Annotated in this window: 22 protein-coding genes; 17 read left to right on the forward strand and 5 right to left on the reverse strand. The window is 40.2% G+C overall.

Features of this window, described 5'->3' with window-relative positions:
* Positions 1–110 precede the first annotated feature (110 nt).
* The 5 genes from EC846_RS07190 (at position 111) to EC846_RS07210 (ending at position 3987) form a co-directional block, all read left to right on the forward strand.
* On the forward strand, positions 111–1091 hold the full coding sequence (locus EC846_RS07190) for an MBL fold metallo-hydrolase (protein WP_123774689.1): 981 nt from the start codon (positions 111–113) through the stop codon (positions 1089–1091).
* Between the two features lie 165 nt (positions 1092–1256).
* A complete protein-coding gene (locus tag EC846_RS07195; RefSeq protein ID WP_228200668.1) occupies positions 1257–2162 on the forward strand; it encodes a LysR family transcriptional regulator in 906 nt (301 codons plus the stop codon).
* 225 nt (positions 2163–2387) lie between these two features.
* Positions 2388–2840: a hypothetical protein gene (locus EC846_RS07200; protein WP_047428846.1), complete on the forward strand. Its 453-nt coding sequence runs from the start codon at positions 2388–2390 to the stop codon at positions 2838–2840.
* Between the two features lie 267 nt (positions 2841–3107).
* Positions 3108–3440 (forward strand): hypothetical protein, encoded by a 333-nt coding sequence (locus EC846_RS07205; protein ID WP_123774691.1) that lies wholly within the window; start codon positions 3108–3110, stop codon positions 3438–3440.
* A 319-nt stretch (positions 3441–3759) separates the two neighbouring features.
* On the forward strand, positions 3760–3987 hold the full coding sequence (locus tag EC846_RS07210) for a hypothetical protein (RefSeq protein ID WP_004770538.1): 228 nt from the start codon (positions 3760–3762) through the stop codon (positions 3985–3987).
* Positions 3988–4206: 219 nt separating this feature from the next.
* Here the strand turns inward: EC846_RS07210 and EC846_RS07215 are convergent, their stop codons facing one another.
* Positions 4207–4437, reverse strand: coding sequence for a hypothetical protein (locus EC846_RS07215; protein WP_004770535.1), 231 nt, complete (start codon positions 4435–4437; stop codon positions 4207–4209).
* A 294-nt stretch (positions 4438–4731) separates the two neighbouring features.
* Between EC846_RS07215 and EC846_RS07220 the strand changes: the two genes are divergently transcribed.
* The 4 genes from EC846_RS07220 (at position 4732) to EC846_RS07235 (ending at position 8871) form a co-directional block, all read left to right on the forward strand.
* Positions 4732–5343 (forward strand): LexA family protein, encoded by a 612-nt coding sequence (locus EC846_RS07220; RefSeq protein ID WP_004770534.1) that lies wholly within the window; start codon positions 4732–4734, stop codon positions 5341–5343.
* 4 nt (positions 5344–5347) lie between these two features.
* Positions 5348–6646, forward strand: coding sequence for a Y-family DNA polymerase (locus tag EC846_RS07225; protein WP_123774692.1), 1299 nt, complete (start codon positions 5348–5350; stop codon positions 6644–6646).
* A 162-nt stretch (positions 6647–6808) separates the two neighbouring features.
* Positions 6809–7717, forward strand: coding sequence for an AraC family transcriptional regulator (locus EC846_RS07230; RefSeq protein WP_123774693.1), 909 nt, complete (start codon positions 6809–6811; stop codon positions 7715–7717).
* A gap of 227 nt (positions 7718–7944) precedes the next feature.
* Positions 7945–8871, forward strand: a complete 927-nt coding sequence (locus EC846_RS07235) for an alpha/beta hydrolase (protein WP_123774694.1) — start codon at positions 7945–7947, stop codon at positions 8869–8871.
* Positions 8872–8926: 55 nt separating this feature from the next.
* On the opposite strand, the gene EC846_RS07240 is transcribed toward EC846_RS07235, so the two are convergent.
* Positions 8927–9838, reverse strand: coding sequence for a LysR family transcriptional regulator (locus tag EC846_RS07240; RefSeq protein WP_123774695.1), 912 nt, complete (start codon positions 9836–9838; stop codon positions 8927–8929).
* Positions 9839–9937: 99 nt separating this feature from the next.
* Between EC846_RS07240 and EC846_RS07245 the strand changes: the two genes are divergently transcribed.
* Positions 9938–10534 (forward strand): NAD(P)H-dependent oxidoreductase, encoded by a 597-nt coding sequence (locus EC846_RS07245; RefSeq protein ID WP_123774696.1) that lies wholly within the window; start codon positions 9938–9940, stop codon positions 10532–10534.
* A gap of 165 nt (positions 10535–10699) precedes the next feature.
* Here EC846_RS07245 and EC846_RS07250 read toward each other — a convergent pair whose 3' ends face one another.
* On the reverse strand, positions 10700–11800 hold the full coding sequence (locus tag EC846_RS07250) for an MBL fold metallo-hydrolase (protein ID WP_123774697.1): 1101 nt from the start codon (positions 11798–11800) through the stop codon (positions 10700–10702).
* A 280-nt stretch (positions 11801–12080) separates the two neighbouring features.
* On the opposite strand from EC846_RS07250, the gene EC846_RS07255 reads away from it, so the two are divergent.
* The 6 genes from EC846_RS07255 to EC846_RS07280 all read left to right on the forward strand — a co-directional run bounded on the left by EC846_RS07255 (position 12081) and on the right by EC846_RS07280 (position 16770).
* Positions 12081–12725: a hypothetical protein gene (locus EC846_RS07255; protein ID WP_123774698.1), complete on the forward strand. Its 645-nt coding sequence runs from the start codon at positions 12081–12083 to the stop codon at positions 12723–12725.
* Positions 12726–12741: 16 nt separating this feature from the next.
* The gene (locus tag EC846_RS07260) at positions 12742–13707 is read left to right on the forward strand and encodes a 2-hydroxyacid dehydrogenase (RefSeq protein ID WP_123774699.1); all 966 of its coding nucleotides are present in this window, start codon (positions 12742–12744) and stop codon (positions 13705–13707) included.
* 111 nt (positions 13708–13818) lie between these two features.
* Positions 13819–14397, forward strand: coding sequence for a 1-acyl-sn-glycerol-3-phosphate acyltransferase (locus tag EC846_RS07265; protein WP_123774700.1), 579 nt, complete (start codon positions 13819–13821; stop codon positions 14395–14397).
* Positions 14398–14559: 162 nt separating this feature from the next.
* On the forward strand, positions 14560–15975 hold the full coding sequence (locus EC846_RS07270) for a M48 family metalloprotease (protein WP_416332314.1): 1416 nt from the start codon (positions 14560–14562) through the stop codon (positions 15973–15975).
* A 29-nt stretch (positions 15976–16004) separates the two neighbouring features.
* Positions 16005–16370: a GFA family protein gene (locus EC846_RS07275; RefSeq protein WP_123774702.1), complete on the forward strand. Its 366-nt coding sequence runs from the start codon at positions 16005–16007 to the stop codon at positions 16368–16370.
* Positions 16371–16410: 40 nt separating this feature from the next.
* Positions 16411–16770 carry a hypothetical protein gene (locus EC846_RS07280; protein ID WP_062848234.1) on the forward strand — a complete coding sequence of 120 codons (360 nt, stop codon included), beginning with the start codon at positions 16411–16413 and terminating at the stop codon, positions 16768–16770.
* Between the two features lie 77 nt (positions 16771–16847).
* Here EC846_RS07280 and EC846_RS07285 read toward each other — a convergent pair whose 3' ends face one another.
* Positions 16848–17294: a GatB/YqeY domain-containing protein gene (locus EC846_RS07285; protein WP_004770502.1), complete on the reverse strand. Its 447-nt coding sequence runs from the start codon at positions 17292–17294 to the stop codon at positions 16848–16850.
* Between the two features lie 29 nt (positions 17295–17323).
* Positions 17324–17539: a 30S ribosomal protein S21 gene (rpsU, locus tag EC846_RS07290; protein ID WP_004652785.1), complete on the reverse strand. Its 216-nt coding sequence runs from the start codon at positions 17537–17539 to the stop codon at positions 17324–17326.
* A 144-nt stretch (positions 17540–17683) separates the two neighbouring features.
* On the opposite strand from rpsU, the gene tsaD reads away from it, so the two are divergent.
* Positions 17684–18691, forward strand: coding sequence for a tRNA (adenosine(37)-N6)-threonylcarbamoyltransferase complex transferase subunit TsaD (gene tsaD, locus EC846_RS07295; RefSeq protein WP_047428814.1), 1008 nt, complete (start codon positions 17684–17686; stop codon positions 18689–18691).
* The last annotated feature ends 176 nt before the right edge of the window (positions 18692–18867 follow it).

An 18867-nucleotide genomic window follows, 5' to 3' on the forward strand; every position in this document is an offset into this window, starting at 1 on the left:
TATAAATCATTGTTGCTATTTTTAGAACAGTATATTGTGATTTTTATGAGTTCTGTCAATTTCTTTAAGTTGCTAAATTATTTAAAGGTATATCGATGGGATTTTTATAAATGAGTATATATAAAAATCAACTGATCCGTAAGAGTTTGACAAATAAAGTTTTTATGTTTCTTTTGATGTCATGTGCAGTCACTTCAGTTGCTGCCCATGATAATGGCAAAACTTTTGATCAGTCTGCATATCAGAATCGACCCGTGCTGGCGGATTTTACTGCGGCCGCATGCCCCGATAATCCCCGCGCTTTAACACAGGTCAAGGGCAATCTTTATCGTCATACCACAGGTGCTGGTCTAGCGGTGCATAGTGGTCTTGTCTTGATCACCAAAGAAGGTGCATTGGTAATCGATCCAGCAATGACATGTACATCTACCTGGTTAAAAGATGAGATCAAGAGTCGCTTTAATGTACCTGTGAAATATGTGGTGTATACCCATGCCCATGCAGATCATATCAGTGGCGGTCAAGTCTTTAAAAATGCGGGTGCAACCATTATTGCAAATCAACGCGCGGTTGAACCTATTGTCGGAGAGAAATTACCGACTGCATTACCCGATAAAGTTTTTGATCAGGATATGAAAATCACATTAGGAGGTGAGGAAGTCTTATTACATTATGTTGCACCTAGCCATTCCGACAGTATGGTGATGGTTCTTTTCCCAAAATATAAAGCGTTGCAATGTACGGATGTCTGCGAAAGTAAGAGCATGCCTTACAATGATTTTTTAGATTTTTATTACACAGGCTGGATTGATACGTTGAATTGGGTGATCAATCAGGATGTGGATATTATTGATGTTGGGCATTATACGCCCGCCACGCGTGCAGATCAGATAGCACTCCGTCATTACATTATCGATTTACATCAACAAGTTTTAGATTTGGTTCGTGCAGGACAGTCATGGGATCAACTCTATCGAAACGTAAAATTTAGTCCTGAAGTACAAAGCTGGACAGGTTTTAGTACGATGAAAATACCAAATATTCAGGGAATGTATCGTTGGGTGACTAACCATCGAAGAGGCAACTGGTAATTACCATCCTCATTCATAGGAAGATGTATCCAATCGCGGATTCTAATCTTATTTAAGTGCACCATTATCTTGAAGATAACGAATTTTCATGTGCTTTCTTATGTTTTCAATAAGGAAGTCATGAGAAATATCTGAAATTTTCATAAGCAATTAATGAGTATTAAAGTGTTAGAGATTAAAGATTTAGAAACCTTCATCAATGTTGTCGAGAGTTCTTCTTTGGCAGATACGTCTAAAGAGTTGAACGTGAATCAATCCACGATCACCAAGCGTATCAATCAGCTTGAAGAGAAAGTGCAAGGAGAACTATTTAATCGAAGAAGTCGACCGTTACGATTAACACAACTGGGAGAGAAGGTTTATTTCAAGGCGCGTTATATTCTTGGACAACTTGAAAAGCTGGAAAGTGTATATGAACAGGAAATTGGACTGTCTAAGGAAAAAGTAAAAGTCGGTATTTCAATTACCTTGATGGATGGTCTGTCTGAGTATCTATATGAAAAGTATAAATTTGCTCAATCTTCTACAGAGTTTGATATTTATGGGGGCAGAGCGCAAAGCCTGATCCAGCAGGTGCAAAATAAGGAGTTGGAGCTGGCGATTGTCATGTTGCCATCCAATTTCAAGTTGCCAGCGCATTTATCTTTTTTAAATATTGGTGCAGTACCGTTGGTCATCGTGTCTAAAAATGTAGGCGTTAAACAATATAGCGATTTAGAGAGTTGTTGCAAAAAAGGGTGGGTCATGCCGCCTGAGGGATGTTACTTAAGAGAACTTTTAAGTGATGTCTTGCAAGAAAAACAGTTAAGTTTTGATGTGAATAAAGAAGCCTTTGGAATAGATTTTTTATTAGACAGTATTTTAAATGATGAAGGTTTAAGTATTTTACCGAAACCATTTTTTGATCATTATATGAAGGCTAACAATGATTTAGAGGCTGTTCTGGTAGAGGATTTTAAGGTAAACCTGAATATGGGTATTATCTACTCAGATAAGAAATATCTGGATAAGGTGAGTTATTTCTCAAAAATCTTGAAGCAACTCTACTTTCGTGAAAACCCCTATAATTAATATTTAAGCTACCTTGCAAAGTAACTGATAGACTTACTCTAAGTCTATTATTTGCTTAGCGTTTTCTTTAAAAATAATAAAGTGAATAAAGCCAATTCTATTAAAAAATGTGTAGGCGGTTGCAGAACCCTCGTATTACTTACATGTAAGGTGGGAATCTTTACAATTAAAAAATAGTTTTCATCTCAAAATAAGAATAACAGCTTGCACCTAAAGGAAATAGAAATGCCTCAATATTTAAGAATTTCTGAAAATATTTATCGGAAATTTAAGGAAAATGATAGATTTACGGACAATAAACAAGATTGTCTGAATCTCATTATTAAACAAATCCGTAAAGAACTTGTCGATACAGATCTGAAGCTAATTTATAACTATATTGATTTTGTTGACGGATTTGAGCAGCCACTCAAAGATCGACGCATGACTCTGGATATCAGTTTAATTCCGAGCTACAAGCATAAAGATGAATTTGTGTTGTGGCTTGCAGGTTTTATTGAAAAAATTACGGAAGGTGGGGTAAAACGCTTAGCGCCGATCCATGCCAATATTCCGCCTGAATTTACGTTCCAGAGTGATCCAAATGTCGTTTTAGATATACGAAATGAACATAGTGGCGAAAGAATTATCTCTTATTTTAGGAGTGATGACTTCGCAGAAGAAATCAAGAATATCTGATTCGATTGAATAAGCAGTGGATCTCTTTAGTAGATAAATGAGATCGTTATGCTTTTTGCTGTAAATATTATAAAAATCATGGCTTGGATCAAGGTGAACAATACAAAAGCTTGCTGGATAAGCTGAATAAATTATTTTTCGTCGAATCAGATTGAAAGATAGGGGAAAGCTGGATTTAGGTAAAGATTAAGCTAAATTTTATGCCAATTGATACAACATAACATGATAATATTCATCACTAAAATTAAAAATTATTGGGGCTTGAGAATGAAAAAGACACTATGTTCTGTGGTTATTTTTATTATATCAACAGTGACTTTTGCTGCTGATGCATCTGCAAAGTTACAGAATTTAGAGCCTGTTCCCGCTGCTCAGATCTCTACGGACAAAAGCAAAAAATCGCTTATTAAACAATCGGTGAAAAAAGCCAATATTAATGAGGAAGTAGATACACAAGCCTTAAAGCTAGGCGGTATCCATCGTAGAGAGGATGCGCGGGAATATCTTGAACTCAGAAATGATGTAGAAAAAGAACCGCAGCAACAGCCGATAGAAAAAGCCAAAGTGAAAAATACTACGGAGGAAGTGGCAAGCAAATAGCCGTTGCTCAGGTATCAAAGGGATTTGATCAGGCAAGTTTGGATCTAAGATTGGAGGCTTCAAAACGCGATAAAGCGAATATATCGATATCTAAGTGATTACATTGTGCTTGGAATTATTTTGAAACGTTTCCTCCCTTCATTGTAACCCAATGGTTAATTCAATATTAACAAAAACCATGATTTTAGAGTGAATTTCAATGACTTAGCGTTTTAAAGAATAAAACTATAATACTTATAACTCTTGTTACAACCATTTGATCGACAATTTATAGAAAATTTCCCATAGTCCTATGAACAAGATTATTGGGAGAACTGTTATGGATAAGATTACAGTCATCGTAAAAGATCAAGAAGAAAATGAGTCTATTGTCGTGGCCCAGTTAAATGACCTCGAAGATCAGGATATTCCGTTTTTTAAACGTGTCGAACATATCGAAGTTGAAGGGCATATTATTCATCCAAATATAGATTGGCTGTTTGAAAGTGAAGCAGATGGAAAAATCTATAAACTCGTTGCGCCTGTGGACGATAAAAGATTCGTTTAAATTTAATAAAGTTCCATTTCTGTTATAGAAAACCCACTTAGCATTAAAATAAGTGGGTTCTGTTGTTGTCGATCATAAAAAATATCGTTTTCTTCATCAATTATTTTTATTCTATCAATATCTCGGGTACTGCACGGGAGATGATTTAAAGAGCTGGCGGGTTGACGTGCGGAGTCCAAGCTCTTTCTAAATCAAATATCATTTTTAGGGTGTTCTTGATCAAGTAATTGGGTTGAGGCCTTTCACGATATCATTAAATTCTGAACCATTTAACCAGAAGGATTTCTTGAGGAAAAGTGTGGTCATAATACTCTCGGCACTTTCACTGTCTGGACTTTCACAAAAGAGCCCATAGCTATTGCCAAGTACGGTATTGTTTTCAATCAGACGAATAAAATATGCATGTTGTTCGTCTGCATAACCTAAAATAGCATCACGTTGATTGTTCATTTTTCATGTCTCCACATCAAAAATATTTGAATAAAACCTAACTGCTGAAAGATCAGAAATATTTATGAATCAGATCAATAACTTACTCTTTTAAACCAACCGTTGAAAAATCATAAGTTATTCATTTAAATCATTAATTTGCTTTGTTTTACGTCCTTGTCTAAGTTAAACAAGCCAAAATCTGATCTATGGGATTTATTGTTATGCAAAATTAATTGGCCGTCAACTTGAATTTGTAACTTTTTCAAGTTAAATTATTTAAACGCATTTTAGACTTGGGTAAGGGGGGGGGATATGACCAAAAAAACGGAATTTGAACATGGCGGTGCCAGAGCTAATGCTGGACGAAAGGCCCAGTTCAGTGAACCAACAAAAGTGATTCGTGTACCTGAGTCTCAAGTAGATTTCATCAAAAACTGGTTACGGAATAATGTCAAAACAGGCTCACGTTCTGATTTGACCTCCTCATTGAAAATACAAAATGTACAAGCTAATAATGATCGACTTTACCATATTCCGCTTGCCACGGAACGTGTTGCAGCGGGTTTTCCATCGCCTGCTCAGGATCATATTGAACAAGCACTGGATTTAAATCAGTTTTTAATTCGTAATGAAAACTCTACTTTTATCGTCAAGGCAAATTCGCTTTCAATGCTGGATGCGGGCATTGATATTGATGATCCTCTCGTGGTGGATCGCAGTTTATCTGCCAAATCGGGTGATATTGTCATCGCCTTAATTGACAATGACTTTACCGTAAAACGTTTAATGATTGATCATCATTTCAATCCACCAAAAGTCTGGTTAAAAGCCGAGAATCCTGACTATCAGGATATTTATATTAGCGAAGGCCAAGAGCTACTGATCTGGGGCGTTGTGACTTACAACTTGAAACCGATGAGATAAGCCGATGAGCCTGCCACAACGTATTTTTGCCTTGATTGATGTGAATAACTGCTATGTCAGTTGTGAGCGTGTGTTCAATCCAAAATTAGAAAATCGTCCTGTGGTGGTGCTGTCCAATAACGATGGTTGTGTGGTTTCTCGTTCTTATGAAGCCAAAAAACTCGGTATCAAAATGGCTGCACCCGTATTTCAGATTGAGGACATTATCCGGCAACATCAGATTGAGGTGTTTTCCAGTAATTATGCCTTATATGCGGAAATGTCACGCCGTTTCATGAATATATTGGGGAATTTCGTCGATCCTTGTGAGCAGGAAATCTATTCGATAGATGAAAGTTTTCTGGAATTGACGGCCTATCAACATTGTTATGATTTAAGTGAATATGCCCAACAGATTATAGACACAATCAAAAAATGGTTAGGTATTCCATGTTGTATTGGTATTGGCTATTCCAAAACGCAGGCGAAACTTGCCAATAATTTAGCCAAGAATCATGCCAGTTTTAACGGTGTCTGTAATATGGTGGCTGAAGATCCCTGTGTGATTGAGAGCTTGCTGGGAAACATGCCGGCTGGTGAAGTTTGGGGCGTGGGTCGCAAGATTCGGCAACGTCTGGAAAAAATGAATATCTACTCGGTTATGGATTTGGTACAAGCAGATCCCAAAATGATGGGAAAGTATTTTTCAGTGGTGATGGAAAATACGGTGAAAGAATTACAGGGTATGGCCTGTCTGGAAATTGAAGATGTGATCGCTGATCGTCAGCAAGTATTGAGTAGCCGTTCTTTTGGGCAGCCGATTGAAGATAAAAATAGCCTAAGCGGAGCTTTAACTGAATTTACCTTACGTGCGGTAGAACGGCTTAGGTTGCAGAGCTTACTCTGTAAAGCGGTCGGGGTGAGTATCCGTACCAATCGCTTTAATAAAGAAAATTACTATCGTCCGTTTACGGTGGTGTATCTAGCTGACTATAGTGATGATCGACTTGAGATCATGAAAGCCGTGCAACAAGGTCTGGACCGTATTTATCAGGCAGGACACCGCTATAAAAAAGCCGAAGTGATTTTACTGGATATTATTCCACAACGTAGTCATGCCGTTGATCTATTCCACGATACGGATGAGCTGATCGCCCGAAGGAACCTGTCACTGGCCTTTGATGAGATCAATAAAAAATTTGGTCGGGATGCCATGACTTTAGGCCGGTTAATTACGCCGCATGGACGAACATGGAGTATGACCCAGAATCATAAATCTCCCAGTTATTTGACCAAGTGGGATGAAGTTCTGAGAGTTTTATAATATTTCTAATCGTAATCGGTATTACCAAATCCTTATATACTCTTTGCCCCCAGCTTGATTAAGCTGAAAGTGATATCACGCAACGTACATTTCATAAATTAAAGTGCTTTAATATCAAATTATTGGTTTTGATTTAACGTTTTATTGGGATAGACACCTTGTATGGCGATTTCTGTAGAAAGACATATACCGACCGAGCAACTGATTAACGCAATTGCACGTTTTACAGAGGTGCAGGGCGATCATGTCTCGGACATTCCACAGCTTTCATTTCATAGTCGCAAACATCCGACAGACAGTGCGCATTGTATTTATAATCTAGGCATTGGCATAATTTTGCAGGGGCAGAAACAAGTCGTTATCGGGGATCAGGTCTATCAATGCTCAGAAGGGCAAAGTATGCTGACCACGATCGATCTGCCCGTTACTTCCCATATTGTGCAGGCTTCACCGCAGAAGCCTTTTTTAGCCGTTTTACTGTTACTTGATTTACAAATGGTGAATCAGGTCATTGCGGATATGCCTCAAGAATTATGGATGGAATCAGAACATAATCATCCTTCATTTTCCGTGGAGACGGTCGATGCAGCATTGGTCGATGCATTTTTGCGATTGGTGAAAGTGCTAGATGAACCTGTGATGATTCCTCATCTGGTTCCCCTGATTCAGAAAGAAATTATTGTACGGGTACTCAATGGCCCGCATGGAATCTATTTGCGGCAATTGGTGAAATCAGGTTCGGCACATCATAAAATCCATCAGGTGGTAAGCTGGCTCAAGCATAACTATGTACAACCCATGCGTATGGATGATTTGGCGGATAAAGCGTTTATGAGTCCTTCGACGTTTAGGCAGCACTTTCGTGCTGTGACTGGCATGAGTCCCTTACAATATCAAAAGCAGCTACGTTTACAGGAAGCCCGACATTTGATGTTTAATCAGAATGTTGATGCAGGACGGGCAGCGGGGCTGGTTGGTTATGAAAGTGCCTCACAATTTAGCCGTGAATATAGTCGCTTGTTTGGTGAGTCGCCCCAGCGGGATATTCAACGGATGCGACAGGGTTTATAGCTTGAGAATATGAGAAGCCAGCTTTCTAGGTAGCGCTGGTTTTTTATATCTGCTTGAAACTAATGACTAAATTTTGAATTAGTATGAATAAATAAAATAGGCAAATATCCCGTCAAAATAGGCAATTTAAACAGGTTTAACAATTCTATACTCATTGCATGAAAAGCAAAAATCCAGTCTAAAACACGGATTTTCGTTATACGTAATCATCTGGTGAGGTACTCAGCATGCAAGCAATTCAATATAAAAATTTGGCATGGGAATCGGCAGCAAATATTTTATTCCCCAATGATTTTGATCGCAGTAAGAAATATCCTGCGATTGTCAGCGTTCATCCCATCGGAAGCTGTAAAGAACAAACCTCAGGCAATGTGTATGGTCAAGCCTTAGCGGAAGCTGGTTTTGTGGTTTTAGTGCTGGATGCCTCTTTTCAAGGGGAAAGCGGTGGAGAACCTCGTTTTATCGAAAACCCATACCATCGTGTTGAAGACATTCGCTATGCCGTAGATTATCTAGTTACACAAGAGTTCGTGGATGAAAATCGTATTGGTGCATTAGGCGTTTGTGGTGGCGGTGCTTATGTCCTAAATGCGGCATTAACTGAACGTCGTCTTAAAGCGATTACCTCAATTACAGGAGTAAATTTTGGTCGGATGATGCGTGAAGGCTATGGCGGTACAGGGCAGGCTTTAATTGATGGCCTTGATGCTATTGCACAACAGCGTACCGCTGAAGCGCGTGGTGCGGCACACTTGGTCAATGATTTTCTTCCTGCTTCAGTGGAGGCTGGTAAACAAGCTGGCATCACCGATATCGACCCATTAGAAGCAACGGATTACTACAAAACGTCACGAGGGCAACAGCCGAATGGTGCAACCCGTGCTTTGTTCTCGCGAATGAGTGTGGCATTGGGCTGGGATGCATTTCATTTATCAGAAATATTGCTTACTCAACCGATTTTGGTCGTAATTGGAGATAAGCCAGGTGTGTTTGGTGCTTATCGGGATGGCTATGAAATTTTTAATCGTGCCGCCTCAAAGCAGAAAGAACTCTTGGTTTTGGAAAATACATCGCACTATGAATTGTATGATCAGCCAGAACCTGTAGCGAAAGCTTTAGAAAAAGTCATTCCGTTTTTTAAACAACACCTTTAATCCTTACGTGAAGCAAAAAAGACAGGTTTATCCTGTCTTTTTTATGGCAGCTTGCTTAGATTGGCGTGGTCAGTTGCTGCGGTAAGCAGTCGACAAATTCATCAATAGCCAAGCGAGTCTTGAGCGGCATATAAGGCGAGTTCGGCCATACCACATGGATCGGGAAATATATACTTGAGTAATTTTCCAATACTTGTAGCAAAGTACCGTCATGGAGTTCGGTATGGATGAGCCAGTCTGGTAACCATGCAATGCCATGATGCGATAAAGCCGTCTTTTTAATGGCTTGCATATCATTGAGCATAAATTTGGCTTTGGGCTTTAGGGAATAAGCTTGTTTATTTTCATCTTGTAAATACCACTTTTGCAGATGTCCCGAATAAGAGTAGGCGATGGTGGTATGTTGCTGTAGATCCTCCAGTGTATTCACTGGGCCAGAGCGCTTCAGATATTCAGGTGTCGCACAAAGTAACATGCGATGATCCCCAAGTTTCCTTGCGACTAAATGGGTGGTATCTGGCAGTGTCCCAATACGGATGGCCAGATCAAAGCCATCATCGACCAAGTCCACAGTTCGGTCATTTAAAGAAAGCTCAACTTGTAAGTCTGGATGTTGTTGCGCAAGGTTAACCATCAAGGGCGCAATATAGAGTTGCCCAAACAGCGCAGGGGCTGAAATTCTTAACAGACCTGTGGCACTGATTTTACCTTGATCCAGCAAGGTTTCCGCTGTAGTAATTTCTGTTAAGGCCCGATGACTGTGTTCATAAAATAAGGTGCCTTCAGCAGTTAAGCTTAATGTGCGGGTGGTGCGTTTAAATAAAGAGACACCAAGACGATCTTCCAGACGGGCAATGCTTTTGCTGACCGCTGAACGGGTCAGATGTAATTGTTCTGCGGCATTGGAAAAGCTACCAGCTTCAACAACGGCGACAAAGATTGAAATCGTGCTGAGTTCTGTTTGCATTATTGTAGCGTTTTTGGAATCAATTTTATGAAATAGTATCACTACTGGTGAATAAAATATAGTAGTAAGATGACGACATCAAAGATATAGAGAACAAACATGGCGAAAGTGTTGGTATTAAAATCGAGCATCATGGGTGATAACTCGCAAACCAATCGTTTAATTGATTCATTTTTAAAGCAACGTGTTGAAAATGGTATGCAAGATGAAGTCATTATTCGCGATTTAACCACTTTAAACTTACCTGTACTCGATGCTGAAATTTTCCATGCTTTACGTGGTGCTGAAAATGTCTCAGCGTCAATTCAGGAAATTATTCAATTATCGGATGAATTAATTGCTGAGCTTAAGGCAACTGATCTATTGCTGATCGGTGCACCGATGTACAACCTGAATGTACCGACACAATTGAAAAACTGGTTTGATCTGGTTGCGCGTGCCCGCCATACCTTCAGATATACAGAAACCTATCCGCAAGGCTTGGTAGAAGGGGTAAAAGCCATTGTGATGAGCAGTCGCGGTGGGATTCATGTTGGGCAAGCGACCGATGCAGTAACACCTTATCTTCAATCTGTTTTAGGCTTGATGGGAATTCATCAGGTTGATTTTATCTATGCTGAAGGTCTGGATATGGCGGCGTTAAGAACAGATGCTTTAAAAAATGCCCATCTTAAAGCCCAGCAGATCGCAGTTTAAAATTTCCTATTCCTTTTGCTGCTCCTTTGGCAGAATCGGACAATGCTCCAACGCCTGTCCGATTTCTTTTTATCTGGATAAAAAAATTAAGGTACTCTAAAACTTACGCTATCTTGTAAGAGTGAATAAAAATTAAGTGTTTAAAATAGAACATAATTAGGCAAATTAGCGAATATTTTTCCACCATTGTTGAAAGACTTGCTGTTCATTATCGAGTTCAATCAGTTCACCAATCATCGGTGTTGCAAGGCGATAATTGCGTGTTCTTGAATATTCGACAATACGGGTAATCGGTTCATTCCATGCATGTTTGGCTAAGCTGAATTTTGAATGATGTACAGGAATCATATTGCGTGCATTCAGTTCTTCTGTGGCTTGAGCCACTTCATCCGGATGACAATGGACTGAGCGCCAAGCTGGATCGTATTGACCATTTTCCATTAAGGCCCAATCAAATGGTCCGTATTTTCTGCCAATTTCTGCAAAGTGCTGGTCATATCCACCATCGCCCGTATAGAAAATATTTTTATCAGGCGATTGGATCACAAAGGACACCCAAAGGTTTTTACCGCCGTCAAAAGCCCGTCTTGAGTCATGGTGAGTCGTTTCAGTGATAATGCGGATGCCATCATCGAACTCAATTTTATCTCCCCAGTCTCTTTCAATCAGCTTATCACGCGGATAACCCCAATATTCGAAATGTTCACCTACACCCAGCCCTGTAATGACATATTTGACCTTGTCTTTGAGTTTAACAATGGTGTCATAGTCCAGATGGTCATAGTGATCATGCGAAATCAGTAAATAATCAATATCGGGTAAATCCTCGACCTGATAGATATCCGTTCCTTTATAGGCGCGTGTGCCCCAAGGAAAAGGCGAGGCTTTGCCGCTCATGACGGGATCAATCAGAAACTTTTTGCCATGCAGCTGCATGAACACAGAGGAATGTCCAAACCAGACCATCACATCTTGTTGTGGATTCAGTGTTTTTAAATTGGTCTTAATCGAAGGAATAGGGTCAATCGGATTACGATGTGGAATGGTTTTGATAAAGGTTTTATAAAGTTCGACCACAATACTGGAACCTTCACTCATACCTGATTTTTCAATTAAATTACGAAACTGGCCTTGGCGATAATTGGGAGAGCTTTCAATCAATTGCAAGCGTTCGCCAGAAGGGCTTTTACCAAATAAGGGTTGTTGCGTATAGATGAAACTGCTCACAATAAGCAGTACCACAGCGATCGCAAAAAGAATAAGCATAAATGGAGTCAACCTTTTCATTTGAGCATTCGATACAACAGTAATAAAAAGTCAAAGCGACAAAATGATGAAATATTATCTAAAAGCCGACGAATGAAAGGTTGCCTATTTTTATTGAATATTTGCCTAAATTAATGAGATGCGACTTTTCTGTATGAGACTGAATATGTAATGGCGTGATTGAGCAAAAGGAAGCCATTTCGAGGAGGTTGGTTTATGTTAGACTATCGGGCGTTACAGTATTGAAAATGACTGTAAGTGTAGACAATGAGTAGGTAAGATGATTGGGCAGCAGAGAAACGTATTAGCAACTTTAGGAATAGATGTCTGGATTCCTAGGGAAGTCGTATGTCAAAAAAATACTGCACCCAGCCTATGGCGAGATCAAGTGGTTGAAGAAGTTCAACAAGCGCCTGTGCTTACCTTTGCGACTGCACCCGTTGCGCAAGACATCCAAGTCACACCACAGACAACACCAGTCACAGAAATTGAACGCCCTCAACAGGCAAAAGTTGTTGCAGAAGCTGTGGTTAAAGAAGCGGTCGTTGAAAAAGAACAGATCGTGATTACCGCCCACATTCCAGCATTTGAATTGCAAATGTATGTCTTGGACAACTGCGCCATTTTATTAGAAAGCAGTCAGTTAAACGATGCACAGCGCCAGTTATGGCAAAATATTCAAAAGGCCAAACTGGGACAATATGCCGAGTTGAAATGGCCATTTCCATTGGCTGCTTTTCAGGAAAGCCGAGGACTGGCTTCATATATCCAAGGTTTTCTGGACGCGACAGCCACCAGTAAAAAAATATTATGCTTAGGTCAACTGGACTTTATTCAGCATTCTAATATATTACATTTAGCGAGTTTGGAAGAAATGCTGGTTCAACCTTCATTAAAACGACGGTTGTGGCAGCTCATGCAATAAAGAGCGGAATTTAATAATGAAGAAAGTCGTTGTATTTAGCCAGATAGACCAGGACGTTATAGCGCAGTTACAGCAAGATTATCAGGTGGTGGTACTGAATCCCAAGCTTGGTGATATCAATGAACAAATCCGAACTGAAGTAGTCGATGCCGATGCCATGATTGGTGCAGGGCGCTTACTCAATGAAAGCAATTTAGCGCCAGCACAAAAACTAAAAGTGATTTCTACCGTTTCGGTGGGTTACGACAACTACGATGTAAATTATCTGAATCAAAGAAAAATATGGTTGGCCAATACACCACATGTATTGACCGAAACAACGGCAGATCTTGCTTTTACATTATTGCTCAGCGCAGCGCGTCAAATTCCATATCTGGATACATGGACGAAACAGGGGCAATGGAAACGTACCGTATCGACTGAACAGTTTGGTGTCGATGTTTTTGGAAAAACCTTAGGTATTATTGGCCTGGGAAATATTGGCGCTGCCATTGCCCGCCGTGGTTTTTATGGTTTCAATATGAATATTTTGTACCATAACCGCCGTGAAAAAATTGAAGTTGCACAAGCCTTCAATGCCCAATATCGAGAGCTTGATCAACTGTTAGCACAGTCTGATTTTATCGTGGTCGCCGTTGATTTAAATACTGAATCGAAAGCGCTGATTGGCGCAGCAGAGTTTGATCTCATGCAGAAACATGCAGTATTCGTCAATATTGCCCGTGGTTCAGTGGTCGATGAAAATGCATTGATTGACGCATTACAGCAAAACAAAATCTTTGCAGCGGGGCTGGATGTTTATACCAAAGAACCTTTGCAAAGCTCTCCTTTATTCGAATTACCCAATGCTGTGACTGTGCCGCATCTAGGCTCAGCAACAGCCGAAACACGTAAGAAGATGGTAAATCTTGCTTATCAAAATCTGATTGAGGCTCTAGAAGATCGGACGCCGCGTTATCTAATCAATCCGAAATTCGAATAATTGCTTACAATGCTGAGCATTTGATTGCTGCATTATTGCACGAGTCGATCTTTTTAAACTGGTGAATATTGCTACACTTGCGCCCTTTGTGACTTCATCTTGGGGCGTCTGGTGTTTGAGAAATTAGCTGAACAAAGTTTAGGTTTAATGGGTTGGGAAATTGACAATCATTGGGATCTGAATATTGACCAATGTGTCATGATTGCTGCTCCGCACACCAGTAACTGGGATGCACTTTATGCACGTTTGGCCTTGAAAGCGCTCGGCGTTAATGTGCGTATCACCATTAAAGACAGCTATATGAAGTTTCCATTTGGCCCTTTTGTACGGGCGATGGGTGGAATTGGCATTGATCGTAGTGTGAAGCTGGAAGGTCAGGAACGTCCAAGTATGGTTCAGCTCATGAGCGATCTATTTAAAACACATCCTAAATTGGTCATGTTGGTGACGCCAGAAGGAACGCGAGCAAAACAGGAACAATGGAAAACTGGTTTCTATCATGTCGCGATTACGGCGGGTGTACCCATTGCCTTGGCTTATATGGACTATGCTAAGAAAAAGACAGGTGTAGGAAAAATCGTTTACCCGACAGGGGATTATGAAAAAGATATGATGGAAATCATGTCGTTCTATGCCGAGATTAATGCGAAATTCCCTGAAAAATTCAGTGTCGATCAGCGTTACATCTAGCCGCAATCATTTGCGTCGCTTGCAAAAATCATAAAATAAGGCAGGATTTTTCTGCCTTTTATAACACATTGTTGCAAATTTCTCCTTTTTTCAATGCTATATTAAATTTCTTTATTAAAATCATAGAGAAACCACTTGAGATCGTTGCTGCTTGCATGTGGCTTGTTTGCCACAACTCAACTTACTCATACTCAGGTCTTTTTACCTACGGTGACGGCTGGGCAAACAGAAGTGCCCGAAATTGGCAGCGGTATCGGTTTACTCGACCAACAAAAAGAAAAATTTATTGGTGAAAAAGTTTATCGTGAAGTGCATCGTCAAATGCCAACTGTGCAAGATGCATGGCTGGAAGATCAGTTTTTACAAGTTTTCTCAGGTATTTTAAGCCAGACCCAACTTGGACGACCAATTGGTTTAGTGGTTATCAAAGATCCTCAAATTAACGCTTTTGCTGTGCCAGGTGGACTGTTTGCCTTAAACACGGGGCTGATTACTTCTGCAAAAAATCTGGATGAGATTGCTGGCGTTATGGCGCATGAAATTGCGCATGTGTCACAGCGACATTACAGTCGTTCACAAGAAGCATTCAAAGGGCAGGGTTTATTGGCATTGGCAGGGATTATCGTCGGTGCGGCTATTGCCTCTCAGGCCGATGGCGATGCAGGTTCGGCAGTGATGCTTGGAACACAAGCAGCATTAATGGATAAGCAGCTCAGTTATAGTCGTAATCAGGAGCGTGAAGCAGATCGTATTGGCATGCAATTTATGTATGCTGCTGGCTATAATCCACAAAGTATGGCGGATTATTTTGAAACCATGCATCGGGCGACCAGCCGTGTGAGTTTCTTGCCCGATTTCTGGTATACCCACCCGTTAACCACAGAACGTATGAGTGAGGCGCGTTTGCGTGCCAATCAATTGCCTAAAGTTAAATCAAAAATATATGATATTGATTTTGAAATTTTGAAACTGTACACCTCTGTTGTTTCCAATCAGGCTACAGAAATCCAGTTACAGGCATTGGCCAACCAGAACAATACCGCAGCGCAACTTGCGCTCAGCAAGTTTTATCTAGAGCGCGGTGATTATACGCAGGCGCAGCAAAATTTGGATTTGGTAAAACCAAAATTGAAGAATCACATTCTGATCCCTTTGATTCAGACAGATATTTATTTAGGTCAAAATAAAATTGAGCAAGCCAGCAGTAGCATTGGTTCAGTACAAAGAACCATGCCTGAAAATCGGGCATTGTCCTATAAGCTGGCAGAAGTCTTGATTCGACAGGGACAAATTGCTCAGGCACAAAGTCTGGTGCAACGTTTTATTCATAAGAACCAAAGAGATATTGAAGGCTGGCAATTATTACAACGCGCCACCAATCTGGATAAAAGCTCATCTCTACAGGCAATTAATGTATTGTGCTATCGTGCAGAAGCAGAGTATTGGTCGGGATATGAGGAAAATGCGATTAAATCGATGCTACATGCCCAGCGTTTAGCAAAAGGTAATTTGGCAATGTCGGCCAAAATCGAGTCACGCCTAAAACAAATGCAAGATGAACGGCGTATGAAAATCTAAAAGCAGTTTAAAAAATTAAGGAAAATAAAATGATTAAAGGGCAATGTTTGTGCGGTGCTGTGCAGTATCAATATCATGGGGAAATTGAAAACAGCATTTTGTGTTATTGCATTCATTGCCAGCAGGCACAAGGTTCAATTGCAGGTTGGAACAGTCCACTTGAGCAAAGTAAATTCGAGCTGATTTCTGGGTGTGAGCAACTGAAAGAATATTTTCATACGCCGAACAAGGCACGTGTATTTTGTCAAAACTGTGCCAGTCCACTTTATTCCTATCGTACGGATTTGCCGAATATTATTCGTTTACGTTTGGGTACGGTGACTGAAGGTGAATTACCTGCTCCGAAACAAGAATTTTTTCTGGAGCATAAACCAAATTTTATTGAATTGAGATAAGATGGCGGGCGTAAGTAATTGCTGAGCACTTAGAACATTTATGAAAAAGATTTTAGTTTTAATTTTTGCATTAAGCACAGTGGGGACAAGTTCAGCAGCATCTGTTGAGCAGTATGTAAATGCGGTGGATAAAATTCGTAGTACCTATGCGCAGGATATTCGTGGTTTTTTACGTGGCTTAAATCCGCAACTTACCCAGTTTACACCTGAGCAGCAGGCTAAATATTGCCAGATTAATCAGCGTTATATTCAGGATATGTCAGATGCAATTGAACGTAATCGTTCTTCATTGCCACCGCAATATGCGAATATGACCAAGCAGGATTTAATCAAGCAGGTTGCCGAATCTAAAGAGATGCAAATGCTTGCGAAATATAATGTTCAGTGTGATTTTAAATAAAACCAAGACGTTGGGTTCATTGTTAAAATGAATCCAGTTTTAAATAAAGCTGGGGAATAGAAAGGAAGTTAAGCAGATTAGCTTAATTTTGCTTTAATTTTAGAAGAAACTTGTGCAGGATCGGCACGCCCGGCTATGATCGGACGTAGAGAATTCATCACCTTACCCATATCTTTCATGCTAGTAGCTTCTTGAGCAGCAATCGTTTGCTCAATGATAGAATCAAGCTCTTCCTCAGTCATAGCTTCTGGTAGAAATTGAGAAATAACCTCAACTTCGGCTTGTTCTTTACTAGCTAAATCATCACGACCAGCGCCTTGAAAGGCTTTGATCGATTCTTTACGTTGTTTAATTTGCTTTTCAATGACCGCAAGAACCTGAGCATCGTCAAGCTCTATGCGCTCATCGACTTCGATTTGCTTAATTGCTGCCTGTACACCACGAATAACCGTTACTGTTGCCATATCTTTGGCACGCATTGAGTTTTTTAACACGTCAGTAATCTGGTTTTTTAAAGTATTCATAGTATTTTCAGCAGTCAATCACAAATTAATTAGTAAAGGCGAGTAGTACGTACAGATTCGCGAGTCAATTTCTTTTGATAACGCTTAACTGCAGCAGCTTTTTTACGCTTACGTTCTTGAGTTGGTTTCTCATAGAATTCGCGCTTACGAACGTCAGCTAAAACACCCGCTTTTTCGCATGAACGTTTGAAACGACGGATAGCTACGTCTACTGGTTCGCCTTCTTTCAACTTAACTTGTGGCATGTAAAATCCTCTAAGATTATGGATAAGATCTAACGCACTATGCACTAGATCGCAAGTGAAGGTCAGTATTTTACTCATTTACAACTCAGATCACAAGTCTATAATAGCTCAGATATTATTTTTGATCGTTGTAAAGGCAGTTTAATGATTGTTTTGGGCTTGGAAACTTCGTGTGATGAAACTGGGTTAGCACTCTATGATAGCGAGCTCGGCTTACGTGGACAGGTTCTATATAGTCAGATCAAACTGCATGCTGAATATGGTGGTGTAGTGCCTGAACTGGCTTCGCGTGACCATGTTCGTAAAATGATTCCCTTGATTAATCAATTGCTTGAGCAAAGTGGTGTCACAAAGCAAGAGATTGATGCAGTTGCCTATACACGTGGCCCTGGTCTTATGGGTGCGCTCATGACAGGTGCATTATTTGGTCGTACTTTAGCATTTGCGTTAAATAAACCTGCTATCGGTGTACATCATATGGAAGGTCATATGCTGGCACCATTACTTTCGGAAACTCCACCAGAATTTCCGTTTGTCGCATTATTGGTCTCTGGTGGCCATACGCAATTAATGGCTGCTTATGGTATTGGTCAATATGAATTGCTGGGTGAATCGATTGATGATGCGGCGGGTGAAGCTTTTGATAAAGTCGCAAAAATGATGAAGCTCCCTTATCCAGGTGGGCCGAATATTGCGAAGTTGGCTTTACAAGGCGATGCACAAGCATTTGAATTCCCGCGTCCGATGTTGCATCAAGGCTTAAACTTTTCATTTAGTGGTCTGAAAACTGCGGTTTCTGTACAGTTGAAAAAGTTAGGTGAAGAAAATCGCGATGCGGATGTGGCTGCTTCTTTTCAGGAAGCGCTTGTCGATACTTTAGTGAAGAAGTCTGTGAAGGCCTTGAAACAAACTGGTCTTAAGCGTTTGGTGATTGCTGGTGGTGTGAGTGCCAATGTCCGCTTACGTGAGCAATTGGAAACTTCATTGAAGAAAATTAAAGCACAGGTTTACTATGCAGAACCTGCTTTATGTACTGATAATGGTGCCATGATTGCTTTTGCTGGATATCAGCGTTTAAAGGCTGGGCAGCATGATGGCTTGGCGGTTACAACGACACCTCGTTGGCCGATGACAGAGTTAAAACCAACCTAAAATACAAATGGTCAGTGTTATTGGTTGCTAAGCTGCTGGTCAGTTTAGTCTATTCTCATATTTAAAAATCAGATTCTTGATTTATGTACATGGCGCAGGCTTGAAACTGGCGCTATGGTATAAAGTATTGGATATATTATTTATTTTGATGAGCTAAAACTCATTGTGGAGTACAA

It is taken from the genome of Acinetobacter sp. BIGb0102, assembly GCF_003815055.1.
Classification (GTDB): Bacteria; Pseudomonadota; Gammaproteobacteria; order Pseudomonadales; family Moraxellaceae; genus Acinetobacter; species Acinetobacter vivianii.

What these genes read in the sequence shown, in the direction of transcription:
- EC846_RS07190 (WP_123774689.1), top strand. Translation starts at nt 111, where the DNA reads ATGAGTATATATAAAAATCAACTGATCCGTAAGAGTTTGACAAATAAA.
- EC846_RS07200 (WP_047428846.1), top strand. Translation starts at nt 2,388, where the DNA reads ATGCCTCAATATTTAAGAATTTCTGAAAATATTTATCGGAAATTTAAG.
- EC846_RS07205 (WP_123774691.1), top strand. Translation starts at nt 3,108, where the DNA reads ATGAAAAAGACACTATGTTCTGTGGTTATTTTTATTATATCAACAGTG.
- EC846_RS07210 (WP_004770538.1), top strand. Translation starts at nt 3,760, where the DNA reads ATGGATAAGATTACAGTCATCGTAAAAGATCAAGAAGAAAATGAGTCT.
- EC846_RS07215 (WP_004770535.1), bottom strand. Translation starts at nt 4,437, where the DNA reads ATGAACAATCAACGTGATGCTATTTTAGGTTATGCAGACGAACAACAT.
- EC846_RS07220 (WP_004770534.1), top strand. Translation starts at nt 4,732, where the DNA reads ATGACCAAAAAAACGGAATTTGAACATGGCGGTGCCAGAGCTAATGCT.
- EC846_RS07225 (WP_123774692.1), top strand. Translation starts at nt 5,348, where the DNA reads ATGAGCCTGCCACAACGTATTTTTGCCTTGATTGATGTGAATAACTGC.
- EC846_RS07230 (WP_123774693.1), top strand. Translation starts at nt 6,809, where the DNA reads ATGGCGATTTCTGTAGAAAGACATATACCGACCGAGCAACTGATTAAC.
- EC846_RS07235 (WP_123774694.1), top strand. Translation starts at nt 7,945, where the DNA reads ATGCAAGCAATTCAATATAAAAATTTGGCATGGGAATCGGCAGCAAAT.
- EC846_RS07240 (WP_123774695.1), bottom strand. Translation starts at nt 9,838, where the DNA reads ATGCAAACAGAACTCAGCACGATTTCAATCTTTGTCGCCGTTGTTGAA.
- EC846_RS07245 (WP_123774696.1), top strand. Translation starts at nt 9,938, where the DNA reads ATGGCGAAAGTGTTGGTATTAAAATCGAGCATCATGGGTGATAACTCG.
- EC846_RS07250 (WP_123774697.1), bottom strand. Translation starts at nt 11,800, where the DNA reads ATGCTTATTCTTTTTGCGATCGCTGTGGTACTGCTTATTGTGAGCAGT.
- EC846_RS07255 (WP_123774698.1), top strand. Translation starts at nt 12,081, where the DNA reads ATGATTGGGCAGCAGAGAAACGTATTAGCAACTTTAGGAATAGATGTC.
- EC846_RS07260 (WP_123774699.1), top strand. Translation starts at nt 12,742, where the DNA reads ATGAAGAAAGTCGTTGTATTTAGCCAGATAGACCAGGACGTTATAGCG.
- EC846_RS07275 (WP_123774702.1), top strand. Translation starts at nt 16,005, where the DNA reads ATGATTAAAGGGCAATGTTTGTGCGGTGCTGTGCAGTATCAATATCAT.
- EC846_RS07280 (WP_062848234.1), top strand. Translation starts at nt 16,411, where the DNA reads ATGAAAAAGATTTTAGTTTTAATTTTTGCATTAAGCACAGTGGGGACA.
- EC846_RS07285 (WP_004770502.1), bottom strand. Translation starts at nt 17,294, where the DNA reads ATGAATACTTTAAAAAACCAGATTACTGACGTGTTAAAAAACTCAATG.
- rpsU (WP_004652785.1), bottom strand. Translation starts at nt 17,539, where the DNA reads ATGCCACAAGTTAAGTTGAAAGAAGGCGAACCAGTAGACGTAGCTATC.
- tsaD (WP_047428814.1), top strand. Translation starts at nt 17,684, where the DNA reads ATGATTGTTTTGGGCTTGGAAACTTCGTGTGATGAAACTGGGTTAGCA.